The organism is Humisphaera borealis, from assembly GCF_015169395.1.
GTDB classification, from domain to species: Bacteria; Planctomycetota; Phycisphaerae; order Tepidisphaerales; family Tepidisphaeraceae; genus Humisphaera; species Humisphaera borealis.
In genome coordinates this window covers 7,149,719-7,171,471 of record NZ_CP063458.1, presented here as the reverse complement: position 1 = coordinate 7,171,471, position 21,753 = coordinate 7,149,719, and the positions used below count along the sequence as shown (strand labels likewise).

Genomic DNA, 21,753 nt, shown 5'->3' with positions numbered 1-21,753 from the left:
AGAATGGCGAGCCTAAGAGGTTCGCGGGGCTCGCGATTGGTCAAACAGCAATGTGCTAATGGCCTCGCCGATCCGCCGGCGGCGGGAGCCGTGCGGTAGAACGGGTGCTCGTCGGTCACCCGCAGGGTCTGCCGGCGGCCGTCGGCGTCGGCCAGGGGTCAGGACCGGCAGATGATACGCCATCCGCTCGTAGGTGCGGACGATCCGCCGACGGACCAGCGAGGCGTCGGGGTCGTGCTCGTCGCGGGCGAGGAGCGTCTGCCCGCGGCCGTGGCCCATCTCGCCGCCACCGCGAGCGACGACCGGTCAGGTATTTGCGCTCGGTCAGCACGAACTTGGTACGACGGCGGCGTTGCGTATTGTCGTTGGCGTGCGCGAGCTGACCGTCCGGGACATCATCCAAGGGAGCCGAATACGCGTTTCAAAAAGGGGTCGACGTCACCAGCGGCGCATCGGCCGGTGTCCGGGGCGACCACGGCTTCGCCGCCGTCCGGACGGCGGGCGGCTTAGGGGCGGTCGTCGCCTGATGATAAGTCTTGGATGCGATCGAAGAATGATTTGAGGTGAAGGATGCCCATGACGTGCCCAGACCGGGCTCGTCCTGACAATGCAGCACGAAGGGCAGTCAACGAGCGGTCTGTTGAGTCACTGGTGAGCTATCAGGCAGCAGGACAGGCTCGGGCGTTCTCATCGGTCCGCGACACGTGCTCACGGCAAGTCCCGTGATCGAGATCGATCACCTGATCGCGTTCTTGTAGACCTTGCCGTCCTTCATGATGACGACGAAGTTTGTCACCGGGTCGGCAACCAGGGTGATGTCCTTGAGCGGGTTGCCTGCGACGATCAAGAGGTCGGCCATGGCACCTTCCTCGATGACGCCCAATTTGCCCGGGTAAGGCGAGCGCTTGCCGGAGAGGGCAAGTAGTTCGGCGTTGCCGCTGGTGGCCATTTTTAGAATCTCTGCGGGAGTATACCAGCGGGACATGCGTGCCAGGTCCGCGCCTTGCCGGGCGGCGGTGCCGGCGCTGAAGAGCGCGTCGGTCCCGAAAGCGACTTTTATTTTGTACTTCTTCGCCAGCGCGAACGCTTTGTCGGTCCCGGCGAACATCTCAAGCTGCTTGACGCGGTTGGGCGATCCTTCAGGAAACGCGCTCTTGATCTTCGGATCTTCAATGAACGGCTGAAGGCTCCACCACACGCCTTTCTCTGCCATGAGTTTGGCGGTTTCGTCGTCGAGGAGTTGGCCGTGGTCGATGCACTTGACGCCGGCGTCGAGTGCTTGTTTCACCGCGCGGGGCGTGTAGGCGTGTACGGTGACGTAGGTGCCCCAGTTCTCTGCGGCTTCGACTGCGGCCTTAAGTTCCTCAACGGTGTATTGCGTGACGTCGAGCGGATCAAAGTTACTGGACACACCGCCGCCGGCCATCAGCTTCAGCTGCGTCGAACCGAGTGCGAGCTGTTCGCGAGATCGCACGCGGACTTGATCGGGATTGTCGGCGATCGCGGTTGCGCCCAGTCGCTCGAAATAGGTATACGCTGTTGGTGCGGAGGGGAGTTCGTTGGGAATGCGGAAGTCGCCGTGGCCTCCTGTCTGAGAGATCATCGCTCCGCTCGGCCAGATGCGCGGGCCGACGGCGTACCCGGCGTCGATGCCGCGCTTCAGCCCGAAAACCGGCCCGCCCAGATCGCGTGCGCTGGTGAAGCCGCGCATCAGCATCGACTCGGCGGCCCTGGTCGCCACGACATTGATGAAGCCGATGTCGCTGGTCGTCGCCACCAAAGGCGGAAGCGTCGCGAACATCAGGTGCGTATGTGCATCAATCAAACCGGGCATGAGCGTCCGCCCGCCCGCGTCGATGACGACGGCATCCTTCGCGTTGGCTCCCACGATCGGATCAGCCGCGATCTTGGAGATCGTGCTCCCGATGATTAGCACGTTCATCGGCTCAGTGAGCGTGTCGCCACGGCCGTCGAAGATGCGGGCGTTGGTGATGAGCGTTCTCGGCGGCGGCTGGATCAGTTCCTGACCGAACACCGGCCCCGCTTGCAAGCACAGCAGGGCGACGGTCAAAACATGAGACGTGATCATGCGCATCATTGGACCTTAAGTTGGTGCTCCCAGCGAAGCATATCTCGCCTCGCCGGTAGTGACCACCTGAGTCATGATCTGCTTCAAGGTGGCTCCAAGTGCGTGACGCTGGGGCGATAACGGAATGCTGATCCTCGCGGCTCCGGCCCACTGCATTGGCGGGTCAGGCGACTTCACGGTTGCGCCAATGCTTCTCTCACGGCTTTGACACGAGCATCCCCTTCACCCCGCGTGGGACAAAGCCAGCCGCCTTCGTCGTGCTCGTTCCAACCGTAAACGATGACCGTCTGTGCGTCAGCATGAGCGGCGTGGTCGCGCGTCCAATCGACGGCTTTCCTGATATGACTGCCAATCTCCGCAGGCTTCGGCTGTTCGTAGAACCTCTCCAGATCAGCACCCCATCCTTCGTTGTGTTCCCAGAAGACCGGATTCTCGACTCGTGGCCGGCGATCCCAACCGGTCATTGCCAGCGGGACGACTTTGGCCCCGCTCGCCGCGCTGCGCTTCCAGAAGTCTTCGACGTATGCCGTCAACTCCCTGAACGGCGCATCCTTGCCGCCCGCCTGAACCGCATAGGCGCTGATGGCGTCGCAACCGCTGGCGTCAGCAAATCCCTTGGCCTTGTCGGGCCAGGGCACCATCGCGACACAATAGGGTGTCGGCAGGTTTCGAACCTCGGCGGCCGCGCGGAGCGCCTTGACCGCGTTGCGAAAGCCGCCAGCTTTTGCCCAGGGCTTCTCGTTCGCCTCCGGATCGAGGTTCAAGATGTAGAACAGCGGCCGCCCGTTCATGACGCATTGGTAGCTCGGCCGCGCCATGAGGTCTGCAATTCGTGCCGCTCTTGCCTCAACGTTGTCCGGCGTCCAGTCATTCGCGCCGACAATCATGCAAAAACGCACCTTGTCGCGATTTGGATTCGCCAGATAGCGCGTTAGCGCGCGGCTCATCGGACTTTCGGCGTCGAAGGTGCAGAAGGCCCAGTAGTCCAGCCCCGCCTCGTGCGCATAGGCAATTTCGCGGGTCATGACCGCATCACTGTCTCCAGCGATCGTCACGGCCCCTTCTGAAGAAACCTCGGCAAAGAATGGAAGTCGCGATTGCCAACGCTTCGGTGACAGCGTCTTCTGCACCGCGCGCCCGATCTGGCTTGCGTCACCGTGCCACGCATCCCAACGAATGGCACCCAAGGCAACGCCTCGCGCGGCCGCGGCGGGAGGCGACTTCGCTTCCTGTTGGGCAAAGCATGGCGACGCGGTGACAAGTACTGCAGTAACAAGAAGGGATTGCAATCGGAGATTCATTGAGAGCTCGAGTCCGTACACCGAAGACGAAGATCGGCGAGCCGCGTTGGAATCACACGGACCGTTCCGCCCGGCGGGTCCGTTGTAGTGTGGTTATCCGCCCGCCAGCTTCACCCAACGAAGTCACTTCGCCCCGGCGGCGAACCCGGGCGCCGGCGGGCCGGACCACGCGCCGTGCGGCACGACCCGCTCGCAGAGGAACGCGGCCCCCTCCCGCCCCGGGACCCTCACGACCCACCCGTACACGTCGGCCGTCACGCCCGGCGTCAGCACGTGCGACCCGATGTTGGAGCCGGCCCGGGCGTACGTCTCCGGGAGCCGCCCGCCGGCGGCGTCCAGAAAGGTCGCGTCCAGCCACATCCCCATCGACCGATCTTTGGCGGGGGTGGGGATCAGGGCCCCGGACTCGTCGACGTGCTGGGCGTCCACCGGCGTCCCCCCGACCCGGGGCGCCTTGGTGACGAACGTCACGTCGAGCAGCCGGACGCGCTTCCCCGCGTACCGGTCGGGGGCGGCCGCCAGGTCGGCGGCGGTGACGTCGGCCGACGTCGCCGCCCACTCCGCCCGGGCCTGCCGGATCGCCGACAGGTCGTTGCTGAGCACGAGCATCTCCCGCGCCGCCTCGGCCGCCGCCCGCTGTTCGCCCCGCACCCGCGAGAGGGCCTCCGCCTCGGCGCGGAGGTCGTCGTGGGTGCGGGGGGGCGGCGGCGCCGGGTCCCCGTACAGCAGGCGGTTCCGCCGGGCGTCGAGTCGTTGCAGTTCGGCCAGGTTCGCCTCGGGCGGCTGCGACTTCCCCCCGACCGATACCCCCAGCGCCTCCATCCGGACATGGATGGCACCCAGTTCTCGCTCCTCGTCGTCGGTGAGGATGCGCCGGGTCCGCTGCCCGGGCCTCGGCTGCGCCCGGCCGAGCTCCGCCAGCCGCGCCTCGGCCGCGGCCTTGGCCTTCTGCAGCTCGGCGTATCGAGGCCAGTCCTCGACCCGCGCGGGCAACACGCGACGCGCCGCCGTGGCCGTGGCCGGGCCCGTGGTGGGTGGCGCGGCCGGGGCGGAGATCGTCGCCACGGTCAGGACGAGGGACGTCGCCAGAAGCGTTCGAGGGGACATGACAGCCTCCGATGTAAACAACGCGGAGCACCAGTCCGCAGGGTGTGCTTCAGCACGCGCTGCCGAGCATATGACCCGACCGCGGCCACGACAAGCCATCGGCGTGTGCTGAAGCACGCCCTACGAACTCGGCGTAGATCGTCGCCGCTGGCTCCTTTGCAAGCTTCAGCCGATTCGTTACCTCCTCGACTGTTCCGACTGCTACCGGGCGGAACAACCAACCTCCCGGAAGGGAGTTGCACCCGCTGGAGAACGACACCTTTGCACGGCGCACGGATAAGTACATCTAGCAGGACGCTGAAAAACCCTTGACGGCGGCCGGAGGCCGCGCTGAACTATCGGCCATACTCGACATGGAGGTCGCTCATGCGTGGCAAGACGGATCGGCAGGCAGTTCTGTTCGTGGCGTCGATTGACCTGGAGGCCCGTGTCCGCCCGGATCACCCGCTGCGGGCCATCAAGCGGATGGCGGATCAGGATCTGGCGAAGATGAGCCGCCGGTTCGACACCGCCTATGCCCAGGAAGGCCGGCCCAGTGTGCCGCCGGAGCGATTGATCAAGGCGATGCTGCTGCAGTCGCTCTACTCGATCCGCTCTGAGGCACAGCTCGTCGAGCGGATCGACCACGATCTGCTGTTCCGCTGGTTCCTGGATCTGCGGATCGACGAGCTGGTGTTCGACGCCACTGTTTTCAGCCACAACCGGGTCCGGCTGGAGAAGCACGGTTTGATCGACGCGTTCTTCAACAGTACGGTGCGTCGGGCGATCGCGATCGGGCTGGTCAGCTCCGACCACTTCTCCGTCGACGGCTCGCTGATCGAGGCATACGCATCAATCAAGAGCTTCAAGTCCAAGGACCGAGACGATTCCGGGGACTCCAACGGCTTCAAGGGCCGCAACGCGGAAGTCGACTTCCACGGACAGAAGCGGTCGAACGATACGCACGAATCAACGACTGATCCTGACGCGAAGCTGATCCGCAAGAGCGACGGTCAGCCGGCGCGGCTTGCCCACGCGCTGCACGCGATCGTGGAGAACCGGCACGGTCTGGTGCTGGCGGTCGAGGTCAACTCGCCGCTGGACAACAGCGAGCCGAAGACCGCGGTGTCGTTGTTGGACCGCGTGAAGGAGCGATTCAAGATCACGCCTAAGACGCTGGGCGCAGACAAAGGATACGACCAAGGGCCGTTTCTGCTCGACCTGGAGAAACGAAAGATCACGCCGCACGTGGCGACCAAGGACGGACCGATCGGCGGGGAGCCGGGAACCCGCTACAGCAAGGTGAACACCGAGACGATCGCGGCCCGCAAGCGGATGCGAAAGCGAGAGAGTGGCGTTGGGTACTCGATCAGCCAACGGTGCCGCAAGAAGATTGAGGAGTGCTTCGGCTGGGTGAAGACGATCGGCGGCCTGGCGCGGACGCGTCTGATCGGCCACCGCAAGACCGGCCAGCAGGCGCACATTGCCGCGGCGGCGTTCAACCTGATCCGGTTGCGCTCACTGTCGGGCGTAGCATGAACCACAGGGCCATCGATGCGCGCCGTCCGGCGCCGCGACGGGCTCGCCGAAGCGAAAATCCGTCCTGTTTCAAGCCATACTTGCAATAACTGTTGGTCAACGGCCAAAGCGAGGGCCAGAAATCAGGCGATTCAAGGGTTTTTCAGCGTCCTGCTAGTCCGACCGGCCGTATCCCCTTTGTTTTCCCATCCCCTTTGTTTTCCCCTGACGTCCGGCCTTCACTCCACGACCCAACTGATCATGGTGGGCACAAACCAGACCGTGTCGCCGTTGGCGTACGGTTGCAGAATCAGCTTCATCGTGGGTTTGTATTTGCGCTCAGCGAACTCCTCGACCAGCACCGTCTTGGTCGAGCCATCCGGCAGCGTCGCGACGGCGCCGATCTCGTAGTTGGCCGCGGGCAGGTCGTTCAGCGCGTCCATCATGAACATCGGGGTCGCGGTCCACTTGCGTTCGACGGTCAGCGGTTTGGCCTCCGAGCCATCCATCAACTTCGACGTCGGCTTGAGCGTCCACGTTACCTTGCTGCCATCGGGCAGCGGCTTGACCGTCTGCCGCGTGTCGGCCCGGTATCCCTGAAAGTTCACGGGGATCGTGATCCCGTACCAGTGCGTCGCGTTGTTGACGTCGGGGTTCGTCGCCCTCGGCTTGGGCCCGGTCAGCCGCCAGAGAAAGTGCTGCGCGATGCCCGGCGCGCCGTCGCGCGTCCCGGCAAACGGGTCGGCCGGGTCGAGTTCGATGAGGTAGTTCTTGCCTTCGAACGGGACGGTGATCGTGCCGAACGGCGGATAGAACAGGCCCTGCGGGAGCTTGAGTTTGAACGTGCCGTCGGCCGCGACGGGCGGCCTGAAGTTGTTGTTCTCGCCGACCGCGGTGACGCCGTTAATGTTGACCTGGTACTTGACGCCGGCCAACGTGATCGGCGACCCGTCCGCGCGCGTGACGCGGCCGGTGAAGTGCCCGGGCTGCGCCGCGGCAGCGGGTTCGGCCGCGGGAGGGACGGCGGGTGCGACGGCGGGTGCGGCCGCGTCGTCGCAGCCGGACGAGACCGCAAGGGTCGCGCCAAGCAACCAGACCAGACGATGGGAAATTCGACCAGTCATAGGACGTTCTCCGAGCGGCATAACGGATCAGCGTTCAATGGCCAGCACCGCGCCGACCGGCTTTCAGTTTACCAAAACTCTTGACGCGGGTCCGGTCCATTGCAGAGAACCCATGCAATCCCGCCGCCGATCTGTGACGATCAGCGACACCTCTCACCACAAGAGTTCCTTACCACAGGAGGATTGCATGAGTCTCTCAAAGATCATCGCGCTGGATCTGGGGAAGTTCAAGACCGTCTGCTGCGTGATGGACGCTGCCACGCGTGAGTCGGCGTTCGAGACGGTCCAGACCTCTCCAGTCTCGCTGCACGAGTTGATCGTCAAACAGCTGCCGCCGTCACCTGCCGACGCGCTCGTGGTCTTCGAGACCTGCGACCTGGCAGGCTGGGTGCACGATCTGTGCCAGGGGCTGGGCGTCAAAGTGATCGTCACCCACGCCAACGGCGAAGCCTGGCAGTGGCGACGCGTCAAACGCAAGACCGATCGCGATGACGCCCTGAAGCTCGCGAAGCTGGCGTTGCTCGATCAGCTCGGCCCCGTGCACATGCCGTCGCCCGATCAGCGGCAGCGGCGACGGCTGGTCCTGCACCGCCGATCGGTCGTCACCCGGCGGACGCAGAGCCGCAACGCGATCCGGGCGATCTTCAACCAGCAAGGTCTATCGCTGGCCAAGGGGGGCAAGCAGTGGACGATTGCCGGGCTCACGCAACTGCGCGAACACGCCCGGCCGCTTGCCGACTGCGACCTGGCGGATCTCTGGCGGGGGCAGCTGGAGGTCGAGCTGTCGCTGATGCAGGCCGCCGACGCTCAGCTCAAAGTCCTCGACGCCAAGCTCGACGAACTGGGGAAGGACGATGCGCGGATCCAGTTGCTGCAGACAGTGAAGGGCGTCGGGCCGCGAGTCGCCGAGGTGGTCGTGCTGCACCTGGACGACCCGCACCGGTTCAAGTCGGCGGACCACGTCGCCGGCTACGCGGGGCTCGTTCCCAAACAGATCGAAAGCGGTCAAATGAGCCGCTTCGGACATATCACCGGCCGCGGTCCGGCGCTCTTGCGGAGCATGCTGGTGGAGGCGGCGTGGGTGGTCTGGCGGCACAACGCCTGGGCACAGGCGTGGGTGGCGAAGATCTCGCGCGGCAGCCGGGCGAGGCGGAAGATCGCGATGGTGGCGCTGGCGCGGAAGCTGCTGACGATGCTCTGGTCGATGATGAAGCACAACCGGCCATTCCAGACGCCGATAAGCGGCCCGCCGATGGCGGCGCTACCACTGCCACTGACGCTGGCACTGGCCTGACGCCGATTAGAAAAACACTGACGAGTTCGATGATCGGGCACGACGACAGCAATGAGAGAAGACCCAACAAGAGATGAACGCCACGAAATGTTGAAGGTTCCGCCGAAGCTTTGCCAGAAGCGCACCCTCGTGCGAACGAGCCTGCAGACCGCGACTAACCAGGTGCACGGGTTGTCGACCGTGCGATCCAGCGAATGCGGCGCAGGCCTCGTCTGGGTGAATGCGGCTCCGGACCCCGAGGTTCGGATGACCAGCGAATAGTCGTGTGAAGCGCACGCGGACGGCGGCGAACACGGAACCGGAGACGCAGCAGTGAATGAGAAGGCCGCCGCTGCGCGGCGTCAGGACCGCGCGCTCAAAATTTACTGTTGACCGAGAGCGGGATTCATAGTTGCGTGGTTATCCGCCGGCCGATTCGCCGTCTACGGACCACACTTCCGTGCCGACGGGAACGTCTTCTTTGCGGAGGCCCTTCAGGAGGACGGGGACATCCGGCTTCGTCGTGCACGTAAACATGTCCAACCCGCCGATGGCGGTTTCGACCTCCGTACCGTCGGGCCGTTTCAACCGCAGCCCGTCGCCAATCCTGAATCGTTCACCGCCGACGGGAACGATCCCGGGAACAAGAACCACGCCGCGAGCGCGGATCAGGAAGGTGTCTTCGACCTTGAATAGCAGTCGAGGCATAGAGGCGGATAACCTTTGTTTATCCTAACCGCCCGGACACCCCGCGCGGATGGTCCTCTGGACAATAGCCACGGGCGCTAGCGCCATCAATGAATTCGCAAGAGACAGCAAGAATTATGGTGTTCAGTCCGAACAAAACTGTAACACATGCTGCGTGAAACTCCTGCCGACCCGCGGCTCGCACGATGTTTGGTTCGTCCGCTATCCGCCCGGTCGCTGACCGGTTCAGCCGACGGTACCCGAGAACCGCCGCAGAAGTTCGAAGATGCGGCCCCTCAGGATCGTCTTGTCTTCCGTCGAGCCCGGGAAGGAGTCGGCCAGGTCGAGCAGGCCCTGTTTGACTTCGTGGATCGCGGCCAGGCGATCGCGGGTGCACTGCTCGACGGAGTGGAACTTGCCCTGCTGGACCTGCAGGCCGAAGTCGAGCACCTCGCGGCGCTTCATCTTCAACGCGACGTCGGCCTTCTTGCTGATCGAGAGGGATTCCATCCCCCGTTCCAAGCCGCGCTCGGCGGTGACCGGTGCCGGGCCGGCGTGGCCGGTGGAATCGCCGGCGGCTTCGGCACGGGCGTCGACTCTGAGCTCGGCCGTCGCGGGACGTTCGACCAGCTCGGCGGCGGCCCATTGCTGGATCCGGGCGACGTCCGCGGCCTTCCAGGGGCCGGGGCCGAATCGCCAGTCGTCGCGTTTGAGCCAGCCATTGACGGCGGCGTGGGAGCGGCCGACGAGTTTGGCCAGGTCGCGGTTGCTGGTGGCGACGATGGGGTTCTTGGGACGGGCCACGGTCTGCTAGATCGGGTACTCACCTCATGGAGGGTTGAATCGGTGTACTTGGAGCCGGGGAATCCAGCGATTCATCCTGAAGCTTGACTGCTTCGGGCAGGCGATTGAGCCACCGCGCTCTCGATCAACCCGTGGTCCGCAGCGCGCTGGCGATGGCGTTGACGGTGAGCAGGAGTTCGGGGAGCAGATCCTCCTGTCCACTCCGCCATTCCCGCAGCAGCCACACTTGCCGGGCGTGAAGCGCCTTTAGCGGTTCCTGGCGCCACTGCTGGCTGTGCAGAAGGCGCGGACGTCGTAAGGTGGGTGATGATCCGAACACCTCGTCCATCATTCGGCGAGAAAGTGCCAGTTCGCCAGTGATGGCGGCCATCATGCGATTGCGAATGGCCGGATCCTGAACCAGACCGGCGTAGTTGGTCATGTGCGATTCATCGGCCGCCAGCAGCATGGCTTCGACGTTCGTCAGCACGTAATGCGGGAATGCCCGCAGCTTGGCGCAGCGCTTAAGCGACTCGAAAGCCGTCGAATCATACTGCTGAAGCTTGTGCAGCGCCGAGCCGACGCCGAACCATCCCGGAAGGAAGAATCTCGCCTAGCTCCAACTGAACACCCAGGGAATAGCGCGCAGATCATCGAGCGTGGCCATGCCGCTGCGGCGAGGCGGTCGCGAGCCGATACCGCTCTTCTCCAGCACATCCACCGGCGTGGCCTGCCGGAAGAATTGGAAAAACCCGTCGGTTTCGACCAGCTCGCGATAGGCCGTCCGGCTGGATTCGGCCAGGTGTTTCATGATCGGCGCGTAGGGTTCGCTATCGGCATCGGTGCTGCCGCCGGAACGGTGCAGCAGAGATGTCGCCGTCACACCGGCAGTGAGCGTTTTCAAGTGATAGGTCGCGGTGATTCGGTTGGCGTATTTCTGGCTGATGGTTTCGCCTTGTTCGGTCAGGCGGAACTTGCCGGTAAGCGTGCCGGACGGGAGAGCGGCGAGAAAGCGATCGGTCGGCCCGGCGCCGCGGCTGATAGTGCCGCCGCGACCATGGAAGAACCGGATATCCACCCCGCGTTCTCGCCCGACCGCAGCCAGCCACTCCTGCGACTGATGAAGCGCCCACTGGCTGGCGAGGATGCCGCCATCTTTATTGCTGTCGGAATAGCCGATCATCACCTGCTGGTCGGGCCGGCGCTGGCGATCGATTGGCAGACTTCGGCGGGTGACCGGGTGATCGAGAAAGCGAGCGAGGATGTCGGGGCTGTGATGAAGATCGTCCAGAGTTTCAAACAGCGGCACCACGGGCAATCGGCACACGAGCCCGTCGGCCGAGAACTCCGCCAGCCCCGCCTCGCGCGCCAGCAGATACACCGCCAGCAGATCTGATACCGATCGCGTCATGCTGACAATCAGACTGCCCAGGCCCGCGGCACTGTATCTGTCGGCATGCTCGGCAAGGACGCGATGGGCACCGATCACTCTCTCGGCATCCGCGCCAAGCTTCGCGCCGGCCAGCGTGAAGGGCCGGGCCGTCACCAATTCTCGATCCAGAAACGCCAGCCGCGTCGCCTCGTCCCAGCTTGCGTAATCCCAGTCCGATGCGCCGCTGGCCTGAAGCAGTTGCGAGATGGCCAGTTCATGCACCCGGCTATTCTGCCTAACGTCGATCCGAGCCAGGTGAAAACCGAACACATTGAGCGTCCGCAGAATCGGATCCAGACTGCCAACGGCAATTCTGGCCGCGCCGATCTGTTCCAGTGTGGTCTTGAGCAGTTCCAACTCGGCACGCAGCTCGGCCGGCTTGGCGAAGGGTGTGACGGCCGGCGCGACGCCAGTCGGCGCGGCACTGATCGGCAGACGCAACCGAAGCAACTCGACGCAGAGCCGCCAGGGTTCTTCGCCATGCCGTCGGCGCAGCTCGACACCTGTTGCTCCAGCATATGCCAGTAGGCGTTCGACGGCGGCTGTCAGTTCCGGTGGCGGGTTCTGCGCGTGGGCCGAAAGCGGAAGCTGCCGGGCGACCTCGGCCAGTTGCCGGTTGAGTACGACAAACGCCGCCTGCCGCAGTCGCGCCAGTGCATCGCGCGTCACTTCCGGCGTTACAAACGGATGCCCGTCGCGGTCGCCGCCCACCCACGTGCCGAAGAGAATCGCCGGCAGCTGGTCGGGGGATTCGATGAGCATTGGGTTCCAGCCGGCATCCTCCCAAGCCGCGCGGAGCCGCCTGTCGTGATCCTGTACCGCACCGGGGAAGACCTCTCTCAGAAAATAGAGCACGTTCTCCAGCTCATCGACAACCTGCGGGCGATTGAGCAGGATTTCGCCCGTCCGCCAGAGGCGTTCAAGCGTCAGCGACACATCTTCCAGGATCGCTTTGCGTTCGCTGGGGCTCCAGATCGGATTCTCGAGCCGAACGAGATTGAGATAGATCTCTCGGTGCAGTTCGAGCACGGTGGGCCGCTTGGCTTCCGTGGGATGGGCTGTCAGGACGGGTTCCACCTGCACCGAAGCAAGAAACCCCGCGACATCCGCCGCCGACAGGCCCTTATCGATCAGCTTGCGAAGCTGTGCCCCCCACAGGCCCTGTTCCGCGCCCAGCCCCGCGGCGGTCTCACGTGATCGCCGTGCTTGCGCAGAGACGTTCTCCTCCACCATGTTCAACAGTTGAAACGCGATGGCGAGCACCTGGCTCAGGCGCGGCGGCCACTGGTGCGGCTCGGGCGGAACCCACGGACCGGGTGCCCACGGCACCGCCGCGGCAAGATCGGTATGACCCTGGCCAACCAGAACGTCGCGAAGAGACGCTACCAACTGCTGAAGATCCCGCTCGACCTTAGCAAAAGCCCCATACAGCGTGTGCAGTTCTGACATGGGCAGACGCTATATAACGCCGCCAGTGGCGAAGCAAGAGTGCGGCGAGAGGACCGGAGCTGCATTAGCGGATCGGCACCCGTGAGCACTTGCCGCGCAGCCGTGGCGGTCGGCGGTGGGCCCGGGTTGCCCGCAAGTTCGATGCAGCGATGGCTGGCGACTGGTGCGATCGGCTCGGGTCCGCGATGGAGCAGCCCTACCTGCGACCCAATCCCCGGTCGGGGCCGCCGGGACCGTCGGCATGGGTGCGGCCGCGGCTTGGCTACTCGCATGAGCGGGCCGGATCACTGGTTTCTGTAAGAAATCTTGCCCTGACAACCCGATCGCCGCTGCGTCGGTATCAATACTGCGTCCCGTCCACATCCCGCTCGACCCGGAGAAACCGATGCGCCTCATGCTCCCCGTCCTTCTCACCTCGCTCATGATTTGCTCCGCCGCCACCATGGCGAAAGATGAGGCGGATGCCGCCAAACCACTCTTCAACGGGAAGGATTTCGCCGGCTGGCACTCGGTGGCGAAGAAAGGCGATCCGGAAAAAGGTGAAGGCCAGACCGAGCTGGTCAAAGCCCGGTTCAAAGTGGTCGACGGCGTCATCGTGGTCGACGGGAAGACCAAAGGCGATGTCGTTCTGACGACCAATGACGAGCTGACCGGCGATCTGACCATCCGGTTTGACTATCTCGCTGGCCCGACCTGCAACAACGACCTCTACTTCCGCGGCACCAAGTTCGACATCAAGGCAAAGGATATCGCCAACCTCAAGGCTGGCGAATGGAATCACTTCGAGATGGTGGCCAAGGGGAAGGACGTCGAGTTTCGAAACAACGGGGAGCTGATCAAGACGCTCAAGGCCAAGGCGAACGCCGGCACGTTCGGTCTTCGGGCCGAGGCGGGCGCGATTCAGTACAAGAATCTGACCGTCACCTCGGCGAAGTGACAGCGTGACTGCCAAGACTCCGGCTCTACGCCTTGCGGTCCCATCGATCCCGGTCGTCGGCCTTAAATGCGTGCGGCTTTGGTGCCGTCGGGGCGCACATCTTAGACGTCCGCTTCCGGCCCAGCCCGCGCGCGATTCCGCCGCCGCCATGACGCCCGAGGCTAGGAACGGGGGCGATTCGGCTGCGCGGAGAGCCGGCCGGAGCGGTCGGCTCTGCTATGCTTGCCGACGGCCCGCATCGCCGCCGCCTACCTCGATACCAACAGTTGCGGGCCGTTGACGCCGGACTTACGGCGGCACGGCGAGTGCAACACAGGCCGCTTACGTTTCAACCGTGTTGCGATCGGGGAGCTTACCCCGTCACACACCCGGGGCGGGGGGTTTTCACGCGCGAGAGGCCTGTCGCGCAAGCTCGCGTCGGGTCGCCGCTTGGGACAAGGGGATGCGATCCGATGTCGCTGGCCCTCTCCGCCCGCCCGTTAACCGGCCAGAGGGCGCGAAACTCTCGCGCTCTCTGCCGACCCTCGCGGGTCGAGTTGGCGGCCGCCGAACCGTGACGGTTTCCGGTCTGAGTCTGACTTGGCCAACCCACCCGCCGTCGTTCCGCCGTCGTCGGTGTACCGTCCGGTTTGAGGGAAAAAGCGAAAGCGACTGGAGCACCATCATGGCGTTCGGTGCGGTTCTGACGGATCATAGCGGTCGTTTCGACGTCGAACGCCCCTTGATCTGATTGTTGGCAAATGCGCCGCCGTCCCTCGTTCGGATGCCCGCGTCGAGTCTGAAATGATTCCATTCCCACTGATTCCTCGCAAACTGACACCAGTGATCGCGATAGTGCTGCTGGCCCTGTCGACTGCTGGGTGCATCGGCCCCGTGCCGGACGTTGCCGTTGGGTCCAGAGCGGGAGCTGCCTTGGGACCGGACGGCACGGGGGTGTCAGTGGCACTGGCGACCGAGGGCTTTCCGGACGACCAGACCTGGTCGGACGATCCGGCGGTCCTGCCTCTGACAACGGCCCTGCGCCACGTCCTGGAAACTGATCCGAAACTGCAACAGTCGCTCGCCCGCGTCCGCATCGCTGAGGCCGAGGCGCTGCAGGCCCGTCTGCTCCCCAATCCCGTGCTGACGGTCGTAGTACGGTTCCGCGAAGGCGGCGGATCGCCGATCATTGCGCCGTCCATTGCGGCCGACCTCATCGCGATTCTGCGCAAGCCACGCCAGGCGATGGCGGCGGACCATGCGCTGCAGTCGGCGGCGGCGGACGCGCTGGCGACAGCAATCGATCTGATTGCTGAGACGCGCAAGGCGTATGTCGATGTGCAAGCGCAGGATGCCCTGCTGGAAGCATTGCGTGAGCGGTCATCGGTCGTGCGCCGGATGGTCGCCGTTGCCAAGGCACGCCTGGAGGCCGGCGATGCCACGCGGCTCGATCTACTGACGCTTCAGGGTCAACAACTGACCGTCGAGCAGGAGATCGCCGATGCCGCCCTCGAACGGCAGAGCAAACGCCTGATCCTGCTGCGGCTGCTCGGCCATCCTTCCGGCGACCTCGAGTATGCCCTGGACCCCCTGCCGGATGCTCCGCCCGAAACGGCCGTGAAGGCATCAGAAGCGCAGTGGATGTCGGCCGCGATGAACCATCGTCCGGAGATTGAAGCAATCGGCTGGAACCTGGCCGCCCTCGGTGACCAGGAGGCGTTGGCGGCATTCTTCCCCTGGGACAAGCTCGATGCAGGGATCGAGGCCGAGCGCGACAGTGCCTGGTCGGTCGGGCCCTCCGTTGCTCTGCCTCTGCCCCTGTTCGATACCGGCGACGCGGCCAAGCAATCCGCATTCGCCAAGCGAGTCGAGGCGCGGCATAAGCTGACGGCGATTCGTCGGCAGGTCCTCACGGAAGTAAGGATCAGCTATCGTACGTTCATTGCCGCCGGCGCCTCGCTGACCCGGGTGCGAGAGCAGTTGCTCCCTGTCCAGGTTCAGCGTCGCGATCAGATTGAGGCAGCTTACAAGGCAGGTGAGGTCGATCTGGCGTCTCTGCTGTTGGCGGATAACGACGTGAATGACGCCCGTGAGAAGCTGATCGAACTGCGGCACCGGGTCTCAACCGCGCTGACGGAATTGGAACGCTCGGTGGGCGGCAGCGGCGTAGCGCAGAACGTCGCGAAATCCCCCGCCGACTTCCCCTCCACTGGGCCCGCGATCCACGACCGCTCGTGACGAACCTGCCATTCAAGGACGTCCTCGACGACATTGGAATCAAGCCCCGATTGACACAGGAAAACGTATGGCCAGACATCTTTTTACTCGTGCAATCCACTGGGGGATGCTTGCGATTGCATTGGCAACGGCGGGGAATGGTTGTGATCGGCACGCGAGCATTCCGGCAACCGAACCTGCCGCGGCCCCTTCGAAAGACGAGCCTGTCGTGGTCCATTTGACGCCGGAAGCGATCCTGCAGCACAAGGTCGTCGTCGAACCGGCGACCTTGCGAGCGATCGGCGAGTCGATTCGCCTTCCCGGGCGTGTCGTCCTGAATGATGACACGACCGCCCAGGTGACTTCACCGGCGGCCGGTAAGGTGGTCGAGCTGACCAAGGGCGTGGGTGACATCGTATCGCGCGGGGACCGATTGGCGGAGATCGACAGCGCCGACTACGCCTCCGGCCAGGCCGACTACATCGAGAAGCGAACCGCCTTTATGAGCGCCGAATCGGGCCTTGACCTCGCAACCAAGGCTGCGGAGCGGGCCAGCAAACTGTTCTCCAACGGCCAGGGCATCGCTGAAGGAGAACTGCAGAAGCGTCAGGCGGAGCTGGCGGCGGCGGGCGGATTGGTTCGATCTGCCCGGGCATCGCTCACGGCTGCACGGGCGAAACTGGCGGCGCTGGGATTCGAGGAAGCAGCCATCGCTGCGTTGGAACAGTCTGCCGTTATCCAGAACAGGCTTGTGCTTCGCGCCCCGGCCGACGGGTGCGTGATCGAGCGAGCGGCGGTGCGTGGGCAGATGGTCGGCCCGGACCGTGACGTGATTTTCCTGGTGTCGGAAGTGACCAAGCCCTGGGTGCTGGCCGATCTTCCGCAAGACAAGCTGGCCATGATCGCGAAGGGCACGGACGCACGCATCGAATCCACTGAAGACGGCGCATTACTGGCCCGCGGCGAGGTCGATCGAGTCTCGCCGACGTTCGATGTCGCATCACGATCCGCCGTCGTCCGAATACTGCTCACACGGAACACTTCCGAAGTGGCGTCCCCCGATCACGAAAGTAAGACCGCGCCGCCCGCTACCAGACCATCCGGTGGTCCAACTTCACCTGCATCCGGGCCCGCCACGGACAAAGACGGCACTCTGCCCGCTGAAAGCGCATCCAACCCACCGCCGCTGCGGCCGGGGATGTTTGTCACCATCGTACTGGATGTCAGAAGCAATTCGCACGAGAAGCACGAGAGCGTACTGGCCGTCCCGGAATCGGCCGTGCAGACGATCGACGACAAAACGGTTGTCTTCATCGGCGAGGATAAGCCAGGGGCTTATACGCTCCGGGAAGTACACCTCGGCCAGATCGCCGGCGGCTTCTACCCGGTCATCAAGGGCCTGAAGAAAGGCGAGCGCATCGTCGTGTCCGGCACATTCGTACTGAAGGCGGACCTGGCCAAGGAAGACGGCGGCGACTAGCCCCTATTCGACCCAACCTGCAAGCGAACGCGACTCGCCCAACCCACCTATCGCCGCCCCGGATCGCTCTCACAGGCCTACTCATGCTCGAATACGTGCTTTCATTTTCAATCCGCCACCGCTGGCTGGTCGTCCTCATCACGGTGGCGGCGGCCGCGATAGGCGTCGGATCGCTCCAGCGGCTTCCGATCGACGCCGTCCCCGATGCGACTGGCGTGCAAGTGGTCGTGACGACCGCATTGTCCGGTCTCGATCCTGAGGAAACCGAAAAGCAGATCACCTTTCCGATCGAATCCGCACTGGCTGGTACGCCCGGACTGACTCGCACACGATCTCTCTCGCGCAACGGTTTCTCCCAGGTGACGGCCGATTTCGAAGAAGGCACGGACATCTATTTCGCCCGCCAGCAGGTGAGCGAACGACTGGTCGAGGCGAAGGAGATGCTGCCGCCGGGCACGGAACCGCGACTCGGCTCGGTTTCGACGGGACTGAGCAACGTCTATTTGTGGGCACTGGAACTGGAACCGCCCGGCGGCCACGCGGACGGCGAACCTGCAACCGCAGCGGTGTCCGATACAAAACCAATCTCGCCTCCCAGCGCCGGCGATCCTGCCGAGCAGAACCCCGGCTGGCAGTCCGACGGCTCATACCTGACCCCCGACGGTGAATCGCTTCGCACCGAAAGCGATCGACTGACCTACCTTCGAACCGTGCAGGATTGGATCGTCAAGCCGCAGATCAAGCAGGTCAAAAACGTCGCCGACGTTGACGTGCTGGGCGGCTTTGTGAAGCAATATGTCGTCGAGCCCCGGCCGGCGAAACTCGTCCAGTACGGGATAACGATCGCCGATCTGCTTTCGGCGCTGGACCGCAACAACCGCTCCGCTGGCGGCTCGTACATCGAACGCCGGGGCGAAGCCGCACTGGTGCGAATCAACGCGAGAGCCAGGGATGTCGACGAAATCGCCTCGATCCCGCTGCGTTCAACCAACGGCACGCCTCTGCTTGTAATGGATGTGGCCGAGGTCCGAATCGGCCACGACGTTCGCTCGGGGGCCGCCAGTTTGAACGGGCACGAGGTGGTAAGCGGCATCGCGATGATGCTGACTGGCGCAAACAGCCGTACCGTCGCCGCGGACGTCGACACCCGGCTTAAGGCGATCAACCTCCCGCCCGGCGTGCGAATTACCACGGTTCTGAACCGCGAACGCCTGGTGGATTCCACCATTCGCACCGTCAGTTCCAACCTGATCGAAGGCGCGATCCTGGTCGTCGTGGTGTTGCTGCTGCTGTTGGGCAACCTTCGCGCGGCACTTCTGACCGCGCTGGCGATTCCGCTTTCGATGCTGCTGACGTCCGTCGGCATGGTGGCGTCGAAGGTGAGCGGAAACCTGATGAGCCTCGGCGCGATCGACTTCGGACTCATCGTCGACGGTGCCGTCATCATCGTCGAGAACTGCCTTCGAATGCTCGCCCTGCGGCAGCGCGAGCTCGGCCGAACGTTGACCACCCCCGAGCGCCTCGAGACCGTGCTCGTCGCAAGCAAGCAGGTGCGATCGGCGACCGCGTTCGGCGAAGCGATCATCATCATTGTCTACCTGCCCATTCTCACCCTCGCCGGCGTCGAAGGACGGATGTTCCGACCGATGGCGATTACGGTCGTTCTCGCGCTGGCCGCCGCGTTCGTCCTGTCTCTCACCTTCGTGCCGGCGATGGTGGCGATACTGGTTCGCGGCCGAGTGCGCGAGACGGAGAACCCGATCGTCCATCTCGCCTCCCGGGCCTACGGTCCGATCCTTCGGCTCGCCCTGCGGATGCGCCTCGCGGTCGTCGTGGTCGCTTTCCTGATGATCGTCGGGGCGGCGTGTTGGTTCACCACCCTTGGCAGGGTGTTTGTCCCTCGACTTGACGAGGGTGACGTCAACGTCATCACCACCCGCATTCCCAGCACCAGCCTGTCTGAAGCCATCCTGATGCAGCGGCAGATCGAGCGCGTTCTCCTCAGGATGCCGGAGGTCCGAAACGTGCTCTCGATCACGGGAACCGGCGATGCTGCGCAAGACCCCATTCCCCAATTCGAGGCCGATACTTTCGCCACCCTTCAAACTCCGGACAAATGGCGGAGCGAAGCAGAACTCGACGCTGCGACAGCGGCTCTGGAAAAGCGTCTCAAATCTGACGGGATTCTGAAAGACGCGCCCGCTGCGGCGTTGTCCGAAGATGATGAGGACGGCGATGCCGATCGCGCACTGGATCACAAGGGCAAGCTCGTCAAACTGATGAAGCTTGAGATCGCGGTCGTGCCCGGAACGGGCTACGAAATGTCGCAGCCGATCGAAGATCGGTTCAATGAAATGATTGCGGGCGTGCGGAGCGACGTCGCGATCGAGGTTTACGGCGAGAAGTTCGATCAGATGCGGCCCGCGGCCGAGCGCGTGGCGGCGGTCCTGCGGCGGGTACCCGGTGCGGTGGACGTGAAGGTCGAAGCGACGGAAGGTCTCAGCGTGATCGACATCGTGCCCGACCGGCAGGCCATCGCCCGGGTCGGACTCGCCGTCGCCGACGTTACGGACTTTGTCGACGTCGCCGTTGCCGGCCGGAAAGCCGGGGTCATTTTCGAGGGTGACCGTCGCTTCGACCTCGTTGTGCGGCTGCCTGAAGCACTTCGCAATGACGTCGACGCGATTGCGCAATTGCCTATATCGCTGCCAAAACTGCCGGACCCCGCCGTCGCCAGTCGGCTGCCCCGGCCGCAGTCCGTAACAGACCAGCCCAACGTCCTCACGGTTTCGGCGCTGGCCAGGTTTCATATCGAGGACCAGCAATACGAAGTTATTCGGCAAAACGGCAAACGGCACGTCGTCGTCCAGTGCAACGTGCGCGGACGGGATCTTGGCTCATTCGTTGACGATGCCCGGCGGCAGGTCACCCGGGACGTCCAGATTCCGGCCGGCAACTGGATCGAGTGGGGCGGCCAGTTCGAGACGTATGCCGCCGCGCGGCATCGCCTTGTGATTGTCGTGCCGATCGCGCTGTTCCTGATCTTCACACTGCTGTTTGCGTCGTTCGGCTCTGTGCGCGATGCCTTGCTCGTATTCAGCGGCGTGCCGCTGGCGCTGACGGGCGGCGTGGCGGCGTTGGCGTTGCGCGGGATGCCTTTCAGTATTTCCGCCGGCGTCGGGTTTATTGCCTTGTCCGGCGTGGCCGTCTTGAACGGCCTCGTCATGGTCAGTTTCATACGCCAGTTGCTCGCCGATGGCGTGCCATTGAACGATGCGGTGTATCAGGGCTGCATGACGCGACTTCGGCCGGTCATGATGACCGCGACGGTGGCCGCGATCGGCTTCCTCCCCATGGCCATTGCCACGGGCAGCGGCGCAGAGGTGCAACGGCCACTCGCGACCGTGGTGATTGGCGGGATCGTCTCATGCACGCTTTTGACGCTGGTGGTCTTGCCGGCTCTCTACAAGATCGTCGGAACACGCCAGGCAGCCGAGGGGATCGTTTGATCGACACCCGACCGCACCCTCAGTAGGGCCTCGGCGTGTCCGTGGCTTTGAATCCGGCTACCAGTGAAGGTGGCGGCGATCTACTCGCCGAGGCGATGTGATAGCTGCATGGCTGCTCCTTATTGAGAATGACGGGACGGGAGGATGTCGGGAGGAAGCCGGATCGGAGTGAATCTGCGGCACTGGCACCCAGATAGCCCCCGCATCTGCGGAAATCCCGCAGATCGGTCTTTCCATAGAAGTGGTTGCGGCGCGATCAGCCGTTGTTCTGGTTGACCTGATGGGCCGTCGACTGCGACTGGTACATCTCCGCTGTCGGCCGGTCCTGCACGACCTTGCCTAGTGCCCGTTCCACAAATCGGCTCGCGTCTCGGCAACTTTGACCCCTGAAGCCCTTGGTTTGCACAGTGGTCTCGCCCATGGGGCTGATCGTGACTTCAATTATGCGGGAAGTGTTGGTGCTCATAGGCCACCCCCGATCCCCGCCCCGACCTGGATCGTGAGCTTGATCGATCCGTCGTCCAGCCGCCGCTCGGCGACGGAGTGACCAGCACGCCGCGCCTCCGACATAGCCTTCTCGACTATATATGCCTGGAGCAGCTTGTCGAGTTCCGACTGGCTTCCCCACGCGCCGTTATAGGTATCGAACTTCACCTCGCCGCTGACAGTGTCAATCACGGCTGGGAATGTCCAGCCAGGTAACGGGACGATTAGCCCCGTGGCCTGCTGACCCGCGAAGAGGGTTGCGGTGCCTTGCACGGGCTCCGCGAGCCCCAGACGGCGACAAGCGCCGGCCAGAGCGACCGGGTCGGTGACCCTGGTCTTGATACTCACTATGTGACTCATCTCTATTCTCCGTTGTAGATGGTTGTGAACGTTGTTGATTGGC

At 64.0% G+C, this 21,753-nt stretch carries 15 protein-coding genes and 1 pseudogene; 6 read left to right on the top strand and 10 right to left on the bottom strand.

Features of this window, described 5'->3' with window-relative positions; translation table 11 throughout:
• Positions 1–12 precede the first annotated feature (12 nt).
• The 4 genes from IPV69_RS26975 to IPV69_RS26960 form a co-directional block, all read right to left on the bottom strand.
• Entirely contained in the window at positions 13–279 is a 267-nt protein-coding gene (locus IPV69_RS26975) for a hypothetical protein (protein ID WP_206292838.1), read from the bottom strand.
• A 457-nt stretch (positions 280–736) separates the two neighbouring features.
• The gene (locus IPV69_RS26970) at positions 737–2,089 is read right to left on the bottom strand and encodes a metal-dependent hydrolase family protein (RefSeq protein ID WP_206292837.1); all 1,353 of its coding nucleotides are present in this window, start codon (positions 2,087–2,089) and stop codon (positions 737–739) included.
• 173 nt (positions 2,090–2,262) lie between these two features.
• Positions 2,263–3,390, bottom strand: a complete 1,128-nt coding sequence (locus tag IPV69_RS26965; protein WP_206292836.1) for a glycoside hydrolase family 71/99 protein — start codon at positions 3,388–3,390, stop codon at positions 2,263–2,265.
• A 123-nt stretch (positions 3,391–3,513) separates the two neighbouring features.
• The gene (locus IPV69_RS26960) at positions 3,514–4,497 is read right to left on the bottom strand and encodes a hypothetical protein (protein ID WP_206292835.1); all 984 of its coding nucleotides are present in this window, start codon (positions 4,495–4,497) and stop codon (positions 3,514–3,516) included.
• 366 nt (positions 4,498–4,863) lie between these two features.
• Here IPV69_RS26960 and IPV69_RS26955 point away from each other — a divergent pair, with 366 nt between their 5' ends.
• Positions 4,864–6,015, top strand: a complete 1,152-nt coding sequence (locus IPV69_RS26955; RefSeq protein WP_206292771.1) for an IS5 family transposase — start codon at positions 4,864–4,866, stop codon at positions 6,013–6,015.
• Between the two features lie 218 nt (positions 6,016–6,233).
• Here the strand turns inward: IPV69_RS26955 and IPV69_RS26950 are convergent, their stop codons facing one another.
• Positions 6,234–7,118, bottom strand: coding sequence for a hypothetical protein (locus IPV69_RS26950; protein ID WP_206292834.1), 885 nt, complete (start codon positions 7,116–7,118; stop codon positions 6,234–6,236).
• A 187-nt stretch (positions 7,119–7,305) separates the two neighbouring features.
• Between IPV69_RS26950 and IPV69_RS26945 the strand changes: the two genes are divergently transcribed.
• Positions 7,306–8,412 carry an IS110 family RNA-guided transposase gene (locus IPV69_RS26945; RefSeq protein ID WP_206292833.1) on the top strand — a complete coding sequence of 369 codons (1,107 nt, stop codon included), beginning with the start codon at positions 7,306–7,308 and terminating at the stop codon, positions 8,410–8,412.
• Positions 8,413–8,811: 399 nt separating this feature from the next.
• Here IPV69_RS26945 and IPV69_RS26940 read toward each other — a convergent pair whose 3' ends face one another.
• The 3 genes and pseudogenes from IPV69_RS26940 to IPV69_RS26925 form a co-directional block, all read right to left on the bottom strand.
• Complete coding sequence (locus tag IPV69_RS26940) at positions 8,812–9,099, bottom strand: hypothetical protein (RefSeq protein ID WP_206292832.1); 288 nt, start codon at positions 9,097–9,099, stop codon at positions 8,812–8,814.
• Positions 9,100–9,324: 225 nt separating this feature from the next.
• Complete coding sequence (locus IPV69_RS26935) at positions 9,325–9,882, bottom strand: hypothetical protein (protein ID WP_206292831.1); 558 nt, start codon at positions 9,880–9,882, stop codon at positions 9,325–9,327.
• A 124-nt stretch (positions 9,883–10,006) separates the two neighbouring features.
• Positions 10,007–12,742 (bottom strand): annotated as a pseudogene (locus IPV69_RS26925) (phosphoenolpyruvate carboxylase).
• A 385-nt stretch (positions 12,743–13,127) separates the two neighbouring features.
• Between IPV69_RS26925 and IPV69_RS26920 the strand changes: the two are divergent.
• The 4 genes from IPV69_RS26920 to IPV69_RS26905 all read left to right on the top strand — a co-directional run bounded on the left by IPV69_RS26920 (position 13,128) and on the right by IPV69_RS26905 (position 20,864).
• On the top strand, positions 13,128–13,679 hold the full coding sequence (locus IPV69_RS26920) for a 3-keto-disaccharide hydrolase (RefSeq protein ID WP_206292829.1): 552 nt from the start codon (positions 13,128–13,130) through the stop codon (positions 13,677–13,679).
• 912 nt (positions 13,680–14,591) lie between these two features.
• Complete coding sequence (locus tag IPV69_RS26915) at positions 14,592–15,896, top strand: TolC family protein (protein ID WP_206292828.1); 1,305 nt, start codon at positions 14,592–14,594, stop codon at positions 15,894–15,896.
• 208 nt (positions 15,897–16,104) lie between these two features.
• Positions 16,105–17,355: an efflux RND transporter periplasmic adaptor subunit gene (locus IPV69_RS26910; protein WP_206292827.1), complete on the top strand. Its 1,251-nt coding sequence runs from the start codon at positions 16,105–16,107 to the stop codon at positions 17,353–17,355.
• Between the two features lie 83 nt (positions 17,356–17,438).
• Positions 17,439–20,864, top strand: a complete 3,426-nt coding sequence (locus tag IPV69_RS26905) for an efflux RND transporter permease subunit (RefSeq protein WP_206292826.1) — start codon at positions 17,439–17,441, stop codon at positions 20,862–20,864.
• A 256-nt stretch (positions 20,865–21,120) separates the two neighbouring features.
• Here IPV69_RS26905 and IPV69_RS27655 read toward each other — a convergent pair whose 3' ends face one another.
• Together IPV69_RS27655 and IPV69_RS26895 are read right to left on the bottom strand one after the other, a co-directional pair.
• Positions 21,121–21,330, bottom strand: coding sequence for a DUF2997 domain-containing protein (locus IPV69_RS27655; protein ID WP_206292825.1), 210 nt, complete (start codon positions 21,328–21,330; stop codon positions 21,121–21,123).
• Positions 21,327–21,542 (bottom strand): hypothetical protein, encoded by a 216-nt coding sequence (locus IPV69_RS26895; RefSeq protein ID WP_206292824.1) that lies wholly within the window; start codon positions 21,540–21,542, stop codon positions 21,327–21,329. Before IPV69_RS26895 ends, IPV69_RS27655 begins: the two co-directional genes overlap by 4 nt.
• Positions 21,543–21,753 lie beyond the last annotated feature (211 nt).